The organism is Bradyrhizobium sp. AUGA SZCCT0105 (genome assembly GCF_018129565.1).
In the GTDB taxonomy this organism is placed as follows: Bacteria; Pseudomonadota; Alphaproteobacteria; order Rhizobiales; family Xanthobacteraceae; genus Bradyrhizobium.
This window is the reverse complement of the sequence record NZ_JAFCMK010000002.1, coordinates 1,055,756-1,070,036: the sequence shown is the minus strand read 5'-3', so window position 1 is coordinate 1,070,036 and position 14,281 is coordinate 1,055,756. Positions and strand designations below refer to the sequence as shown.

General features: G+C 64.2%; 11 protein-coding genes. 9 read left to right on the top strand and 2 right to left on the bottom strand.

The genetic code is table 11. From position 1 onward, the window contains the following. Positions 1–126: 126 nt before the first annotated feature. From JQ573_RS14140 to JQ573_RS14105, 8 genes are all read left to right on the top strand, one after another. Positions 127–1,302, top strand: coding sequence for an efflux RND transporter periplasmic adaptor subunit (locus JQ573_RS14140; protein ID WP_212310445.1), 1,176 nt, complete (start codon positions 127–129; stop codon positions 1,300–1,302). Between the two features lie 11 nt (positions 1,303–1,313). After that, complete coding sequence (locus JQ573_RS14135; protein ID WP_212310444.1) at positions 1,314–4,424, top strand: multidrug efflux RND transporter permease subunit; 3,111 nt, start codon at positions 1,314–1,316, stop codon at positions 4,422–4,424. A 168-nt stretch (positions 4,425–4,592) separates the two neighbouring features. Next, positions 4,593–5,903: an ABC transporter substrate-binding protein gene (locus JQ573_RS14130; protein ID WP_212310443.1), complete on the top strand. Its 1,311-nt coding sequence runs from the start codon at positions 4,593–4,595 to the stop codon at positions 5,901–5,903. Between the two features lie 21 nt (positions 5,904–5,924). Next, complete coding sequence (locus JQ573_RS14125; RefSeq protein WP_212310442.1) at positions 5,925–6,698, top strand: ABC transporter ATP-binding protein; 774 nt, start codon at positions 5,925–5,927, stop codon at positions 6,696–6,698. Positions 6,699–6,703: 5 nt separating this feature from the next. Next, positions 6,704–7,408: an ABC transporter ATP-binding protein gene (locus JQ573_RS14120; RefSeq protein ID WP_212310785.1), complete on the top strand. Its 705-nt coding sequence runs from the start codon at positions 6,704–6,706 to the stop codon at positions 7,406–7,408. Positions 7,409–7,612: 204 nt separating this feature from the next. Beyond that, entirely contained in the window at positions 7,613–8,494 is an 882-nt protein-coding gene (locus JQ573_RS14115; RefSeq protein ID WP_212310441.1) for a branched-chain amino acid ABC transporter permease, read from the top strand. Then, complete coding sequence (locus JQ573_RS14110) at positions 8,491–9,501, top strand: branched-chain amino acid ABC transporter permease (protein WP_212310440.1); 1,011 nt, start codon at positions 8,491–8,493, stop codon at positions 9,499–9,501. Before JQ573_RS14115 ends, JQ573_RS14110 begins: the two co-directional genes overlap by 4 nt. Then, positions 9,467–10,411, top strand: coding sequence for a polyphosphate kinase 2 family protein (locus tag JQ573_RS14105; protein WP_212310439.1), 945 nt, complete (start codon positions 9,467–9,469; stop codon positions 10,409–10,411). Before JQ573_RS14110 ends, JQ573_RS14105 begins: the two co-directional genes overlap by 35 nt. 33 nt (positions 10,412–10,444) lie before the next feature. Here JQ573_RS14105 and JQ573_RS14100 read toward each other — a convergent pair whose 3' ends face one another. Together JQ573_RS14100 and JQ573_RS14095 are read right to left on the bottom strand one after the other, a co-directional pair. After that, a complete protein-coding gene (locus JQ573_RS14100; protein ID WP_212408714.1) occupies positions 10,445–12,652 on the bottom strand; it encodes a hypothetical protein in 2,208 nt (735 codons plus the stop codon). 360 nt (positions 12,653–13,012) lie between these two features. Continuing rightward, a complete protein-coding gene (locus tag JQ573_RS14095) occupies positions 13,013–13,450 on the bottom strand; it encodes a nuclear transport factor 2 family protein (RefSeq protein ID WP_212310437.1) in 438 nt (145 codons plus the stop codon). A 125-nt stretch (positions 13,451–13,575) separates the two neighbouring features. On the opposite strand from JQ573_RS14095, the gene JQ573_RS14090 reads away from it, so the two are divergent. After that, a complete protein-coding gene (locus JQ573_RS14090) occupies positions 13,576–14,145 on the top strand; it encodes a bifunctional transcriptional activator/DNA repair enzyme AdaA (RefSeq protein ID WP_212310436.1) in 570 nt (189 codons plus the stop codon). Positions 14,146–14,281 lie beyond the last annotated feature (136 nt).

The window sequence follows — 14,281 nt, the reverse complement described above, 5'->3', positions numbered from 1 at the left end:
GGCGTTCCACGGCATCAGCTCTTGCTTTTACGCCGTATAAGTTATACGTCGTATAAATAATAATCCCGTTCCGGGGGACGCGCCAGCGGAAGGACAAGTCAGCCCCTTCCATGACAGGACAACACGATGAACGCTCCTAAACTGTGGATTGCGGGCCTGTCTGCAGCCGTGCTTGCGGTATCAGGCACTTATCTGTGGCGCGAAGGCATTCCGTCCAGCGTCATGAAACCGGCCGCGAATACCGCACCTGCGCGGCCTGTGCCTGTGACGGCCGGTGTGGTGAAGGATCAGGACTTCGCGATTTCGCGCGTAGGACTCGGCACGGTCCAGGCCTACAACACCGTGACCGTGAAAGTGCGCGTCGATGGCGAGGTGCAAAAGATCGCCTTTCGCGAAGGCCAGGATGTACAGGTCGGCGACCTGATAGCGCAGATCGATCCGCGCCCCTATCAGGCGCAACTGCATCAGGCCGAGGCCGACAAGGCGCGTGACGAAGCGCTGCTCGCCAATGCCAGGCTTGACCTGGAGCGTTACAGCAAGCTCTTGGTCAAGGAGTTCGCCACCCGCCAGAGCGTCGATACCCAGGAAGCGCTGGTCGCGCAATATCAGGCTGCGATCGCGCATGATCAGGCGGTGATCGACAATGCGCGCGTGCAGCTGGGCTATACAACGATCGTCTCGCCACTCGCCGGCCGCACCGGCATTCGCCTGATCGATCAGGGCAACATTGTTCATGCCTCCGATCCGGGCGGACTTGTCGTGATCACGCAAGTGGCGCCGATCGGCGTGATCTTCACCTTGCCGCAGAAATATCTCCCGGAGATCGTCGATGCGATGCAGGGCGGGGCGCTTGTCGTATCGGCGTATGATCAGGACGACCGCATCAAGCTTGCCGAAGGCCGTCTCGAACTGATCGACAACCAGATCGATCAAGGCACCGGCTCGATCCGACTCAAGGCGATCTTTCAAAATCTCGACGGGCGGCTTTGGCCCGGCCAATTCGTCAGCGCCCGCCTGCTGCTCGGCGTCCGCCGCGGACCGGTCGTGCCGGAATCCGCGCTGCAATCGGGACCTAACGGCAGCTACGCGTTCGTCGTCCGGCAGGATTCCACGGTCGAACCCCACCTCGTTCGGATCGCCGCCAGCAGCAACGGCGAGGCGCTGATCGAGAGCGGCCTCGCTGCCCATGAAACCATCGTCGTCGACGGCCACTACAAGCTCCGGCCCGGCGCCCGCGTCGTGACCGCGCCGGTGGCTCCCTCGCGGGAGCGCGCCGCGTCCACGGCCCAGGGCCGAGAATAAGGCGACACGTGATGAATATTTCCGAACCCTTTATCCGACGTCCGATCGCAACTGCGCTGGCGATGTCGGGTCTCGCAATGGTCGGCCTCGTCGCCTACTTGCTGTTGCCGGTCGCGCCGCTGCCGCAGGTCGACTTTCCCACCATTCAGGTGACGGCCCAGTTGCCAGGTACGAGCCCGGAGACGATGGCCTCTTCGGTGGCAAGCCCGCTGGAGCGGCAGCTGGCGCAGATGTCGGGCGTGGCCCAGCTCACCTCCGTGAGCGGCATTGGAATATCGGTGATCTCGATCCAGTTCGACCTTGCCCGCAATATCGACGCCGCCGGACAGGATGTGCAGGCCGCGATCAACGCCGCCGGTGGGCAATTGCCGAAGAATTTGCCGTCACCGCCGACCTATCGGAAGACCAATCCGTCGGACCCGCCGGTGATGGTGCTGGCGATGACCTCGGACACCCTGCCGATGACGATGGTCAGCGACCTTGCCGACAACATCTTCGCACAGCAACTTTCCCAGGTCGACGGGGTCGGTGCCGTGCTGATCGCCGGCGCACAGAAGCCCGCCGTGCGCGTCGAAGCCAATCCGCTCGAACTCGCGGGCCGCGGCCTGAGCCTTGAAGATCTGCGGTCGGCCATCGCGACCGCCACGCTCAACGCCCCCAAGGGCACGCTGAACGGCCAGCACCAGGGCTTCACGCTTGAGAACAACGATCAATTGTTCAATGCTGCGGGCTATCGGCCGGTCATCGTCGCCTGGCGCAACGGCTCGCCGGTCCGGCTCGGCGACGTCAGCACCGTGGTGGATGGCGCCGAAAACATTCGCGGGTCCGGCACCTTCAATGGACAACCGTCGGCCATCCTCATCATTGAGCGGCAACCCGGCGCCAACGTCATCGACACCGTCGAGCACATCAAGGCGGCGTTGCCGCGACTGAAGGCCTCGATCCCGTCGGCCGTCGACGTCCATGTCGTTACCGACCGCACCCAGACCATCCGCGCCTCGGTCGAGGAGGTTCAGTTCACGCTGATGCTCACCATCGCGCTGGTGGTGATGGTGATCTTCTTGTTCCTGCGCAACGCCTGGGCCACCGTGATCCCCGGCATCACCGTTCCGCTGTCGCTGGTCGGCACATTCGCGGTGATGTATGTCCTCGGCTACAGCCTCGACAACCTCTCACTGATGGCATTGACGATCGCGACGGGATTCGTCGTCGACGACGCCATCGTGATGGTCGAGAATGTGGCGCGGTACCTGGAGCAGGGCCACTCGCCGCTTGCGGCTGCGCTGAAGGGTTCGCGCGAAATCGGCTTCACCATCATCTCGATGAGCCTGTCGCTGATCGCGGTGTTCATTCCGGTATTGCTGATGGGCGGCATTATCGGGCGGCTGTTCCGCGAATTTGCTGTCACGGTGAGCGTGGCGATCCTGGTGTCGGCCGTCATCTCGCTGACGCTGACGCCGATGATGTGCGCGCAATTGTTGCAGGAGGAAAAAGGCAAGCGGCACGGCCGGCTCTATGCGCTGAGCGAGAGGTTCTTCGATGGCATGCTCGCGGTTTACGAATCCGGCCTGCGCCGGGTGCTGCGTCACCGGCGGCTCACGCTGACTGCGACCATCGCGACCATTATCCTGACCGGCTATCTCTATGTCCTGATTCCGAAGGGCTTCTTTCCGCAGCAGGACACCGGATTCATCGTCGCCGTTTCGGAATCCTCGCAGGACGTTTCCTATCCAGCCATGCTGGAGCGGCAGTCGCAGCTGGAGCGCATTCTGTTGGCTGACCCGGGCATCGACGGCGTGATGTCGGCGGTCGGCGTCGGCGGCGTCAACCAGACCATGAATAACGGCCGCATGTTCGTCAATCTCAAGCCCCGCGACCAGCGCGACGCAAATGCGAGCCAGATCATCGACCGGCTGCGGCCGAAACTTGCCGCCGTGCAGGGAATTGCGCTGTTCATGCAGGCGTCGCAGGACATCAATGTCGGCGGACGCGCGAGCCGCACGCAGTATCAACTCACGCTCCAGGACAGCGATCTCGACGAGCTCGATCGCTGGGCGCCGATCCTGCTTCGCACCTTGCAGGGAATTCCGTTGCTGCGCGACGTCGCGACCGACCAGCAGATCGCCGGTCCGACCCTGCGGCTCGAGATCAATCGAGATACGGCATCGCGGCTCGGCGTTGCCACCCAGGCGATCGACGATACGCTCTACGATGCATTCGGACAGCGCAAGGTCGCGCAGTTCTTCACCCAGCAAAACAGTTATTGGGTGATCCTGGAGGTCGATCCGCAGTTCCAGCTCGATCCTGGCGCGCTCGATTTGATCTACGTGCCGTCCAGCAGCGGGCGGCAGGTGCCGCTGAGCGCGCTGGTCGAACAAAAGCGCACCGTACGGTCGCTATCGGTCAGCCATCAGGGCCAGTTCCCGGCGATCACGCTGTCGTTCAATCTGGCTGCAGGCGCCGCGCTCGGACAGGCCGTCGAGGCGATCGAGAAGGCAAAGCGTGACCTCAACGTCCCGGCCACCCTGATCACCACCTTCCAGGGCAATGCCCAGGCCTTTCAGGACTCGCTCAAGACCCAGCCACTCCTGATCCTCGCGGCGCTGATCGCGGTTTATATCATCCTCGGTGCGCTCTATGAGAGCCTGGTCCATCCGATCACGATCCTTTCGACGATCCCTTCGGCTGGTGTCGGTGCGCTTCTCATCCTGATGGCGTTCAACCTCGAGCTCAGCGTCATCGCGCTGATCGGCATCATCCTGTTGATCGGCATCGTCAAGAAGAACGCGATCATGATGATCGATTTTGCAATCCATGCCGAGCTGACCGAGGCTATGGACCCGGAGGAGGCGATCTTCCAGGCGGCGCTGAAGCGCTTCCGCCCGATCATGATGACGACGTTCGCGGCGCTGCTCGGCGCCCTGCCACTTGCGCTCGGGCACGGGACCGGCGCGGAGATCCGCCAGCCGCTCGGATACGCGATCGTCGGCGGCCTGCTGGTGTCGCAATTCCTGACGCTCTACACGACGCCGGTGGTCTACCTTGCGCTGCACCGCTTCAGCCGCAGCCGAGCCCGTAAGGTCGTTCCCCGCCCGGTCGAACCGGCAATCGCGGCGGAATGAAATGGTTGGCTATCGACCCGCCCGTGCGTCCGCGACCATTTGCTGAAGCTTTGATCACGCCTGCGCCGTGCGGACGCAGCCATCGCGCTTGACATCATCGGCCGCTCCCCATGTGATAGGGCCGAACGAAAACAAAAAATGCAGTGCACAATCTCTGGGGAGGGATTCATGCCGGTCAGGAAGGCCGCCCGCTGGCTCGCGGGTCTGTCTGTCGCGCTTGCGGCGCTGGGCGTGGCCGGTGCCGCGCATGCGCAGGACAAGAAGATCAAGATCGGCGTGATCTTCGATTTGACCGGCCCGCTAGCCGGTGGCGGCTCCGAGCTGCAATATACCGGCGTCAAGATCATGCTCGACCATTACGCCAAGATCGGCGTCGAGGGTTACAAGGTCGAGGCCGTCTACGCCGACGCGCAGAGCAAGCCCGACATCGCGATCAACGAGGCCGTCCGCCTGCTCGAGCAGGAGAAGGTCGACATGGTGATGGGCTTCTTCTCCTCGGCGCAATGCGTGCCGGTGGCGGCCCGGGTCGACCAGATGAAGAGGTTCATGTGGATCACGACCTGCATCTCCTCGGGCGTATTCGACGGCAAGAACTACAAATACGTGTTCCGCCCGCAGGCCGCCGGCAACCAGTACGGCATGATGACGACCGACTTCATCGCGCAATACTCCATGTCCAAGTTCGGCAAGGAGCCGAAAGACCTCCGCGTTGCCATCATCCATGAGGACGGCGCCTACGGCGTCGACGTCGCCAAGGGCAACGAAGCCGGTGCAAAGAAGGCCGGCTTCAACATCGTGCTCAAGGAGGGCTATTCGGCAACCGCGCCCGATTTGTCGGCGCTGGTCACCAAGCTGAAGCGCGCCAAGCCCGATGTGATCTTCCACACCGGCTACAATCCGGACATTACCCTCTTATTCCGCCAGGCGCGCGAGCAGGGGCTGAAGTTCGGCGCCATCGTCGGCCATGGCGCCGGTTATGGCGTCTATGAGAAACTGAAGGAAGGCCTCGGCGCCGACGCCAACTATCTCTTCAACACCGACCCGATCTCGATCTGGCTCGCCAACCAGAACGGCATGGATGCCAAGCTGCCGCCGGTGATCAAGATGGTCGGTGAGGAGTTTGACCGACTGAAGCCCGGTGTACCGATCCGCTCCGCTCATGTCGGCATCGGCGCAGCCAACGCCTACGTGTTCCTCGACGACGTGCTGCCGCGCGCGATCAAGAAGTATGGCGGCATCGATCCGGATGCGTTGCGCAAGGCGGCACTCGACACCGACATTCCCGAGGGCGGCACCATGCTCGGCTACGGCGTGAAGTTCTACGGCGAGGGCGAGCAGTACGCCGGGCAGAACGCGCGCTCGTTCCCCGTGGTGCTGCAATACATCGACGACAAATCCTATGTGGTGTGGCCGAAGAGCCAGATGCAGCGCGAGACCGTGCTGCCGCTGCCGGCCGGCACCACCTACAGCTACAAATAGCTCGCTCGCGAAAGGGACGCCGTGCTCGCCGTCGAAGGCCTGGTCAAGCGGTTTGGCGGCTTTTGCGCCGTCAACAACGTGTCGTTCCGCGTCGAGCAGGGCGAGATCCTCGGCCTGATCGGCCCGAACGGCTCGGGCAAGAGCACGATCTTCAACATGCTCTCGGGTACGCTGCCGCCGACCGAGGGCTCGATCCTGTTCGACGGCCGGGAGATCGCGGGCCTCGCCCCGCACCGGATCATCGTCGGCGGCATCGGCCGCACCTTCCAGATCCCGCGGCCGTTCCATCGCCTGAGCATTTTCGAGAATGTCGTGCTCGCCGGCTTCTATGGCCAGGGCCGCCACAGCCGCAGCAAGGCCGAGGAGGCGGCCGAGCGCGCGCTGGCGATGGTCGGCCTGCCGACCGATCGGCACAGCAGCGTCGAGGGCCTGGGCGCGGCCGGGTTGAAGAAGCTCGAGCTCGCTAAGGCGCTCGCGACCGGCCCGAAACTCTTGCTCGCCGATGAAAGCCTCGGCGGTCTCGACGAGACCGAGATGGACCAGGCCGCCGACATGCTGCGCCGAATCCGCGACGAGCTCGGCATCACCGTCATCTGGGTCGAGCACATCATGGGTGTGCTGATGCGCGTGGTCGACCGCGTGATGGTGCTCGATCACGGCGAGAAGATCGCCGAAGGTCTGCCGGCCGATGTCGCCGGCGATGCCAGGGTGATCGAGGTCTATCTCGGCACCGATGCGGATGCGAGCCTGGCTGCCGCCGTCGCCGAGCAGGCGCGCCGCCGGATCGGGGCGTGACCGGCATGCTGGAGCTCCGATCGATCGACGCGGGTTATGGCAGCTTCCAGGCGCTGTTCGACGTCAGCCTCGACGTCAAGGCGGGCGAGGCGGTCGGTGTGATCGGTCCGAACGGTGCCGGCAAGACCACCTTGATGCGTGTGATCTCCGGCCTGATCCGCCCGAGTAACGGCAAGATATCGATGGAGGGGGTCGACGTCGTCAGGACGCCGGCGCATCGCATCGTCAGCCTCGGGATCGCGCATGTGCCGGAGAACCGAAGGCTGTTTCCGCGGCTCACCGTCGACGACAATCTGAAGATGGGCGCCTACATGCCCGGCGCCCGCGCGCATTACGCCGAGCGGCTCGATTTCGTGTTCGAGCTGTTCCCGCGCATGAAGGAGCGACGTCACCAGATGGCCGGCACCATGTCGGGCGGCGAGCAGCAGATGTGCGCGATCGGCCGCGCGCTGATGTCGAACCCGAAACTGCTGCTGCTCGACGAGCCCTCGGCCGGGCTCGCGCCGGTCGTGGTGCAGCAGGTGTTCGAGCTGGTCAAGCGCATCCGCGCCAGCGGGCTGACCGTGCTGATCGTCGAGCAGAACGTGCAGCAGGTGCTGCGCGTGGTCGACCGCGCCTATCTCTTGGAAGCCGGCAGCATCCGCGCCGCCGGCACGGCGGCAGAACTCGCGGCGAGCGACACCATCAAGCAGGCGTATCTCGGGGTGTAGGATGATGACAGCAGGCCGTGCGAGTGCGCTCACATATTTCCCCGTCATCCTGAGGTGCGAGTTCAGCGGCGCACTTGCGCCGCTGGGCGAGCCTCGAAGGATGAATCGGCCACAGACGGGCCGTGCATCCTTCGAGGCGCGCGAGAGCGCGCACCTCAGGATGACGGCTAACTGGATAATGACGTCACGGTCTCCGGTGTAGCCATGCAATCCTTCCTCGACATCTTCGACATCTACCTGCTGGAGGCAGTCATCAACGGCATCCTGCTCGGCGGCGTGCTGGCGCTCCTGGCGCTCGGGCTCAACCTGATCTTCGGCGTCATCGACGTCACCTGGATCTGCTATGCCGAGCTCGTGATGATCGGCATGTACGGCATGTATTATCTCGTGCAGGTTTTTCATTTGCCGTACTGGGCGGCCGCGCCGCTCGTCATCCTGCTGGTGGCGCTGCTCGGCGCCGCGTTGCATTTCTTCGTCATCGCGCCGCTGTTGACGGCGCCGCCGATCAACCAGCTGCTCGCCACCGGCGGCGTGCTGTTCATCCTGCAGAGTTTTGCCACCGTCGCCTTCGGCATCGACTTCCGCAATCTCGGCATCCGCCTGCCGGTGTTGGCGCTCGGCGAGATGAATTTCAGCTACGCGCGACTATTGTCGTTCGGCGCGGCGCTGGTCGGCATGGTCGGCGTCTATCTGTTCCTGACCCGCACCTTCACCGGCACCGCGATCCGCGCCATCGCGCAGGACCGCCAGATCATGCCGCTGATGGGCGTCAATCCCAAGCGCATCTATCTCGTCACCTCGGCGATCGGCGGCGGGCTCGCCGGGCTCGCGGCGTGCCTGCTGGTGCTGCAATATGACGTGCATCCGTTCGTCGGGCTGTCGTTCGGGCCGATCACCTTCCTGATTTGCGTGCTCGGCGGCCTCGGCAATTTCATCGGCGGCTTCATTGCCGCTTTCGTGTTTGCCGAGATCATCTCGCTCGGCGGCCTGTTCTCCGATCTCGAATGGGGCTACGTGCTGGCATTCGCCTTCTTCATCGTCATGATGTTCATCCGGCCCGCGGGCCTCCTGGCGAGGCGCTCGTGAACAGGCAGGCCGCCGGCTGGATCATCGCGCTGCTCGCGCTCGTCGCGCTGCCCTTCGTGCACCGCGATCCCTATCACCTGCACGTGCTGGTGCTGATCCTGATCTGGTCGTTCGCCTATACGTCGTGGTCGATCATGGGCCGCTTCGGCCTGGTCTCGCTCGGCCATGGCGGCTTCATGGGCATCGGCGCCTATGTCACCGCGCTGCTCTGGAATCATCTCGGCGTCTCGCCCTGGATCGGGATTCCCCTGAGCATGGCAACCGCCGGCGTGCTCGCGCTCGTCGTCGCCTATCCCTGCTTCCGCTTCCGCATCACCGGGCACTATTTCGTGCTGGTGACCCTGGCGCTGTCCGGCATCGTGCTGCAAGTCATCACCGCGACCCGCGACTATACCGGCGGCTCGCTCGGCTACACGCCGCAGCGCGCGCCGAGCGGCAAGGGGCTGTTGGCGCTGCAATTCGACGACAAGACCACCTGGTATCTGATCGCGCTCGCGGTCTGGGTCGCAGGCCTCGTGATCTGGCGCGCGATCGACCGCAGCATGATCCGCCATGCCATGGAGGCGATCTCCGAAGATGAGGACGCCGCCGCCGCGGCCGGCGTCAACGTCACTGCCGAGAAGCTCAAGATCACCCTGATCAGCGCGTTGATGACCGCGCTGTCCGGTGCGCTCTATTGCCAGTACCAGATGTTCATCTCGCCGGACACGGTGAGCGGTATCGCGGTGTCCTTGCAGATGGTGTTCGCGGCGATCGTCGGCGGCGTCTATGTCGCGCTGGGGCCGACGGTCGGCGCCATCATCACCATCGTGCTGGCCGAGGTACTGCGCATTTCGTTCGGCACCAAGGCGGTCGGCTGGGACAATCTGGTCTATGGCGTGCTGCTGGTGCTGTTCATTATCTTCCTGCCCAAGGGCATTCTTGGTAGCGTGATCGACCGGATCAAATCGCCACGCAAGCCGTCGAGAGGCCATGAGCAGCAAACCGTCCCCATCGCTCGCCGATGAATTGAAACCCTTTGTCGCGCCGTTCCGCTTCGACGGCTCGGGCGAATTTCACCTGAAGTCGTATCCGACCGCCGAGAAGGGCGGCATCGACAAGGACGTCGGCGGCAAGATCATCGAGGCCAACCGCACGCGGCTCAACGACTTCCAGGAGAAGCTCTACGCCCAGGACCGCTGGTCGCTGCTCCTGATCTTCCAGGGCATGGATGCCGCCGGGAAGGACAGTGCGATCAAGAGCGTGTTCGAGGGCGTCAACCCGCAGGGCTGCGAGGTCTTCTCGTTCAAGCAGCCCTCGACCAAGGAGCTCGACCACGATTTCATGTGGCGCGCCATGATCGCGCTGCCGGAGCGCGGCCACATCGGCATCTTCAACCGCTCCTACTACGAGGAATGCCTTGTCGTGCGCGTTCATGCCGATGTGCTCGCCAAGCAGAAGCTGCCGAAACGGCTGGTGACCAAGAACATCTGGCGCGAGCGCTTCGAGGACATCTCCGCGATCGAGCGCTATCTGTCGCGCAACGGCACCGTGATCCTGAAATTCTTCCTGCATGTCTCCAAGGAGGAGCAGCGCCGGCGCTTCCTCGACCGGCTCGAGGAGCCGGCCAAGAACTGGAAGTTCTCGATGGCCGACGTCTCCGAGCGTGCGCTGTGGGCCAAATATCAGGCCGCCTATCAAGAGATGATCCACCACACCGCGACCGGGGACGCGCCCTGGCACATCGTGCCGGCCGATCACAAATGGTTCGCCCGCGTCGTGATCGGCTCGACCATCGTCAATGCGCTCGACAGGCTCGAGCTGAAATTCCCCGAGGTCGACAAGGCGGACCTCAGCGAATTCAAGCGCGTCCGCGCGGCGCTGGAGGCGGAAGGCAAGGGCGCGGCGACCGAGAAGAAGGCGCCCGCCAAGAAGTAGCGCGCGCCGTCTGCCGTTCGTGCCGCGCGATCGCTATCCCTTGCGCGACGGCATCCAGGCGGACAGCAGATAGAAGCCGATCGCGACGATCAGGAGATAGCGGAAGCCGAGCAGGGTCGAGCACGATTCGGCGAGGCCGCCGATGACAGATCCCGCGATGTTGGATCCGAACGCCTGATCGGGATTGGCTTCGTCGCGGAACGAGCGGGCGAAGATCACGCCGGCGAAGAACATCGGGCCGAGCGCCAGCGCGCACGGGATCACGTAGCGCCAGACGATGCTGCCGCTCAGGAACGTGTCCAGCGGCACCAGTACCGAGACCGCCAGCAGCGCCAGCAGCCCGGCATAGTGCCGCGCCAGCCGGGTCGACGGCACCTTGATCACGTACAAATTGGCGGCGAGGATCAGCAGCAGCGCGGTGAAGAACACCGCCGAGTTGACCAGCCAGGTGCTGCCGAACAACAGCGCCATCTGCACCACCGCCTTGGTTTCGAGCAGCATGAACGCCGCGCCGAGGAAGAACATCCGGTTGTTGGGCCGCCAGGCGCCCTTCGGCTTGAACAGATAGACCAGGCCAAGCCCGAGCACGCCGAGCAGGATCATCGAGCGAACGGTCAGATCGGGGATCAGCCTGCCGCTGACATAGAGGAACGGCCAGTCGTCGCTGGTCGATTGCCTGGCGCCTTCATTGTCGACCACCAGTTTCGCCGGCGCCAGCGGCACCCAGTCGCCGTGCTGGGCGGCAGCCTTGTCCTGTCCCTTTTCTTGCGGCTTGTCGAAGCCGTTGACCGCGAGGTTCTCCGGCGGAATGCTGTTCAACCAGAATTGGCCGCGGTCGCGGAACGCGGTCGAGATGCGCGGATTGCAGCCCGCGATGATGGTGGTGAAGCCGACCGCTTCGGACGAGGTCAGCGTTTCCTTGTAGGGCAGCGGCAGCACTAGCGGATCGCAGCCGAACACCTGCTTGGCCATCTCGGCGACGCGCTGCACGATCCAGCCCTGGCGATAGTAGTTGTACATGACGAAGACGCCGTCCTGCTTCAGCACGCGGCGGACGTCCTGGAACGCCTGTTCGGTGAACAGATAGCTTTCGAGACGGATGTTGGCGTAGCCGCTGTGCAGGATCAGCGAGTCGACGAGCGCGTATACCACCAGATCGTATTTGCGTTCGGTGGTGCGCAGGAAATGCCGGCCGTCGTCGAGATGCGGCACCACCCTCGGGTCCTGATAGGGCTTGTCGGGATGGTTGTGGATGCCGATGTTCTGGATCACCGGATCGATCTCGACCGCATCGATGCGCTCGACGCCGAAGCGCAAGGCGTGCGACAGGTCGTTGCCGGATCCGGCGCCGATGATCATGACGTTCTTGAACGGCGCGCCGCCGCTGTGCTTCTGCAGCAGGTGGATCAGCGAATAGGACGAGCCGCGCTCGCTGAACGGCATCATTTCCTGATGGCCGATGCTGTTGACGGTGATCACGCCGTTCGATTTGTTGAGGTCGACGGCATAATAGGGCGACCAGCGGATGTCGTGGCTGTCGGAACGATCGGTGTAGTAGGCGGTAAATCCCACCACGATGATGATCGTTGCAAGGCGCAGGATCGACAGCGCCTTGTCCTGGTAGAGCAGGTAGACGATGCCGGCGCAGCTGATGCCGAACCAGACCACCGGCGGCGCCTGCGCGAACGACAGCAGCGAGAATCCGACGATGCCCGCGAGGCTGCCGCCGATATTCAGCGAATAGCCGGCGACGCGGTTCGGGTAGGCGTCGAAGGCGCGGCCGAGCGTCTGGCCGAGGCCCACGAACATCAGTGCGATCAGCACGAAGAACAGCCCGGCGATCGCCTCGATCGGCACGACAAACTTGGCGAGATCCGGGTTGCGATACTCGGTGCCGAAAAACACCTCCTGGGGCGAGGCCTGATGGCCGACGTCGACCGCGAACTGGCCCCAGTTGGAATACAGCGCCATGATCGTGGCCACGGCGGCGAAGGTCACGAGGGCGAGCCCCGGGAACAGCGCAAGCCAGTTGGTGGTCCGCCGCGCGGCGAGGCAGCCGCAGGACATGCCGAGGAAGGCCGCGAGCAGCACGATATTGGTGAAGAATTGCAGGAACACGACCTTGGCCGAAAACCAGCGGATGCAGGCCAGTTCGAGGAACAGGATCAGGAATCCGACCAGGAAGAGATTGAAGCCGGCTTGGCGCTGATGGGGTCCATCGGCCAGGTTCGTCGTGGGCATGATCCTGATATCTCCTTAACCAACCAAAGGACGCGCCCTAACACCCGGTCGCCGCCGGCACACTAGATGCAACCAGTTGAGCAAAGATTGATTTACCCGGCCGCGTAAGCGCCACAGCTGTCGCCGGTCGATGCCGCAGATGCTGTCATGGTGTAGGAAAGGTTTCGCTGCGTTCGTGTTTTGGCCGGGACATAGGCGAGCGGAAGCGACGCCGTGCTTCGGACGGCTGAGCCCGGCCATGGCGGTGCGGATAGGTTAGTCGATGCCAATCAGGCTGCGCGACCCGCAAGGGAAAGGAAGCCTTCCCCTCGCGAGAAAGCGGGCGAAGTCACGCTCGAATCGCGCCGCACGCCGCCGTCGTCACGCCGCAGCCTCTCCGAACACCATCTGCCAGCCCTTGCGCGTGTCCATGTATTCCCGAACCTGCTTGATGCGGCCTGCCTCGACCACGAAGACGAAGCAGTAGTCATTGTCATAGCGCCGGCCGCCCGGCAGCGTCGCGCGCATGCGCTCCTCGACGATCACGCTGTCGCCGTCGGCATGAACGGCGCGGAACGCGATGTCGATCTCGGAGAACAGGCGATGCATCTCGGTCGAGATGAAGCGCGCGATCGCCTCCGCGCCGATCATGTGATCGGTGTGATCGAGCGCGACCGCGGTGGCGTTGCGGGCCGGCGCGATCCATTCGGCATCCGGCGCGAACAATGCGGCGATCAGGTTGGCGTCGCGGGTCCTGAACGTCTGCCAGGCGTTGAGGACGGTTTGCTTGGCGGCTTCCTTGGCGGTCGGGTTCGTCATTGCGATGTCTCCAGGGGTGATCGATCGGCTCGATCTAGGTCAGCGCTGCGGTTCACGCTGGCCGGAATCGGACCTCATCACCGCCGGCCACTTTCGCCGATCGCGCGATGCGCTAGTGTGCGGCCATGCTCAGCTTCGAGGTCTGCAACGCTGCGCGGCTGCGGCGCGACGCGCGCTATGACGGCCGTTTCTTCACCGCGGTGAAGACCACGCGGATCTATTGCCGCCCGGTCTGTCCGGTGAAGCACCCGTTGCCGCGCAACGTCACCTACTACCCGACGGCCGCCGCGGCCGAAGCGGCGGGCTATCGGCCATGCCTGCGCTGCCGTCCCGAAACCGCGCCGTTCTGTCCTGCGTGGAACGGCACGCGCTCCACGGTTGCGCGTGCGCTGAAGCTGATCGACGGCGGCGCGCTGGAGCGCGGCTCGGTTGCTGCGTTGGCCGACCGGCTCGGCATCACCTCGCGCCACCTCGGGCGGCTGTTCGAGCGCCACGTCGGCGCCAGCCCGCAGCAGGTCGCGACCACCCGCCGCGTGCAGCGCGCCAAGCGGCTGATCGACACCACCGATGACGCGATGACCGAGATCGCCTTCCGCGCCGGCTTCGGCAGCGTTCGCCGTTTCAACGCCGCCTTCGCCGGTCTCTACGGCCGCTCGCCGTCGAGCCTGCGCGCGTCTTCGCGCGGGCGGAGGTGAGGGGACAGGGACGGGGCCGGGCGCGCCGAGCCATGCGGCACGATAGGTCAACCCCGTTGACCATCTTTACCCATTGCGGCGGCTTGCCATAATCGTCTAGAACGACGGCGCATAGCGCGTCCCGGCAACCAACCGT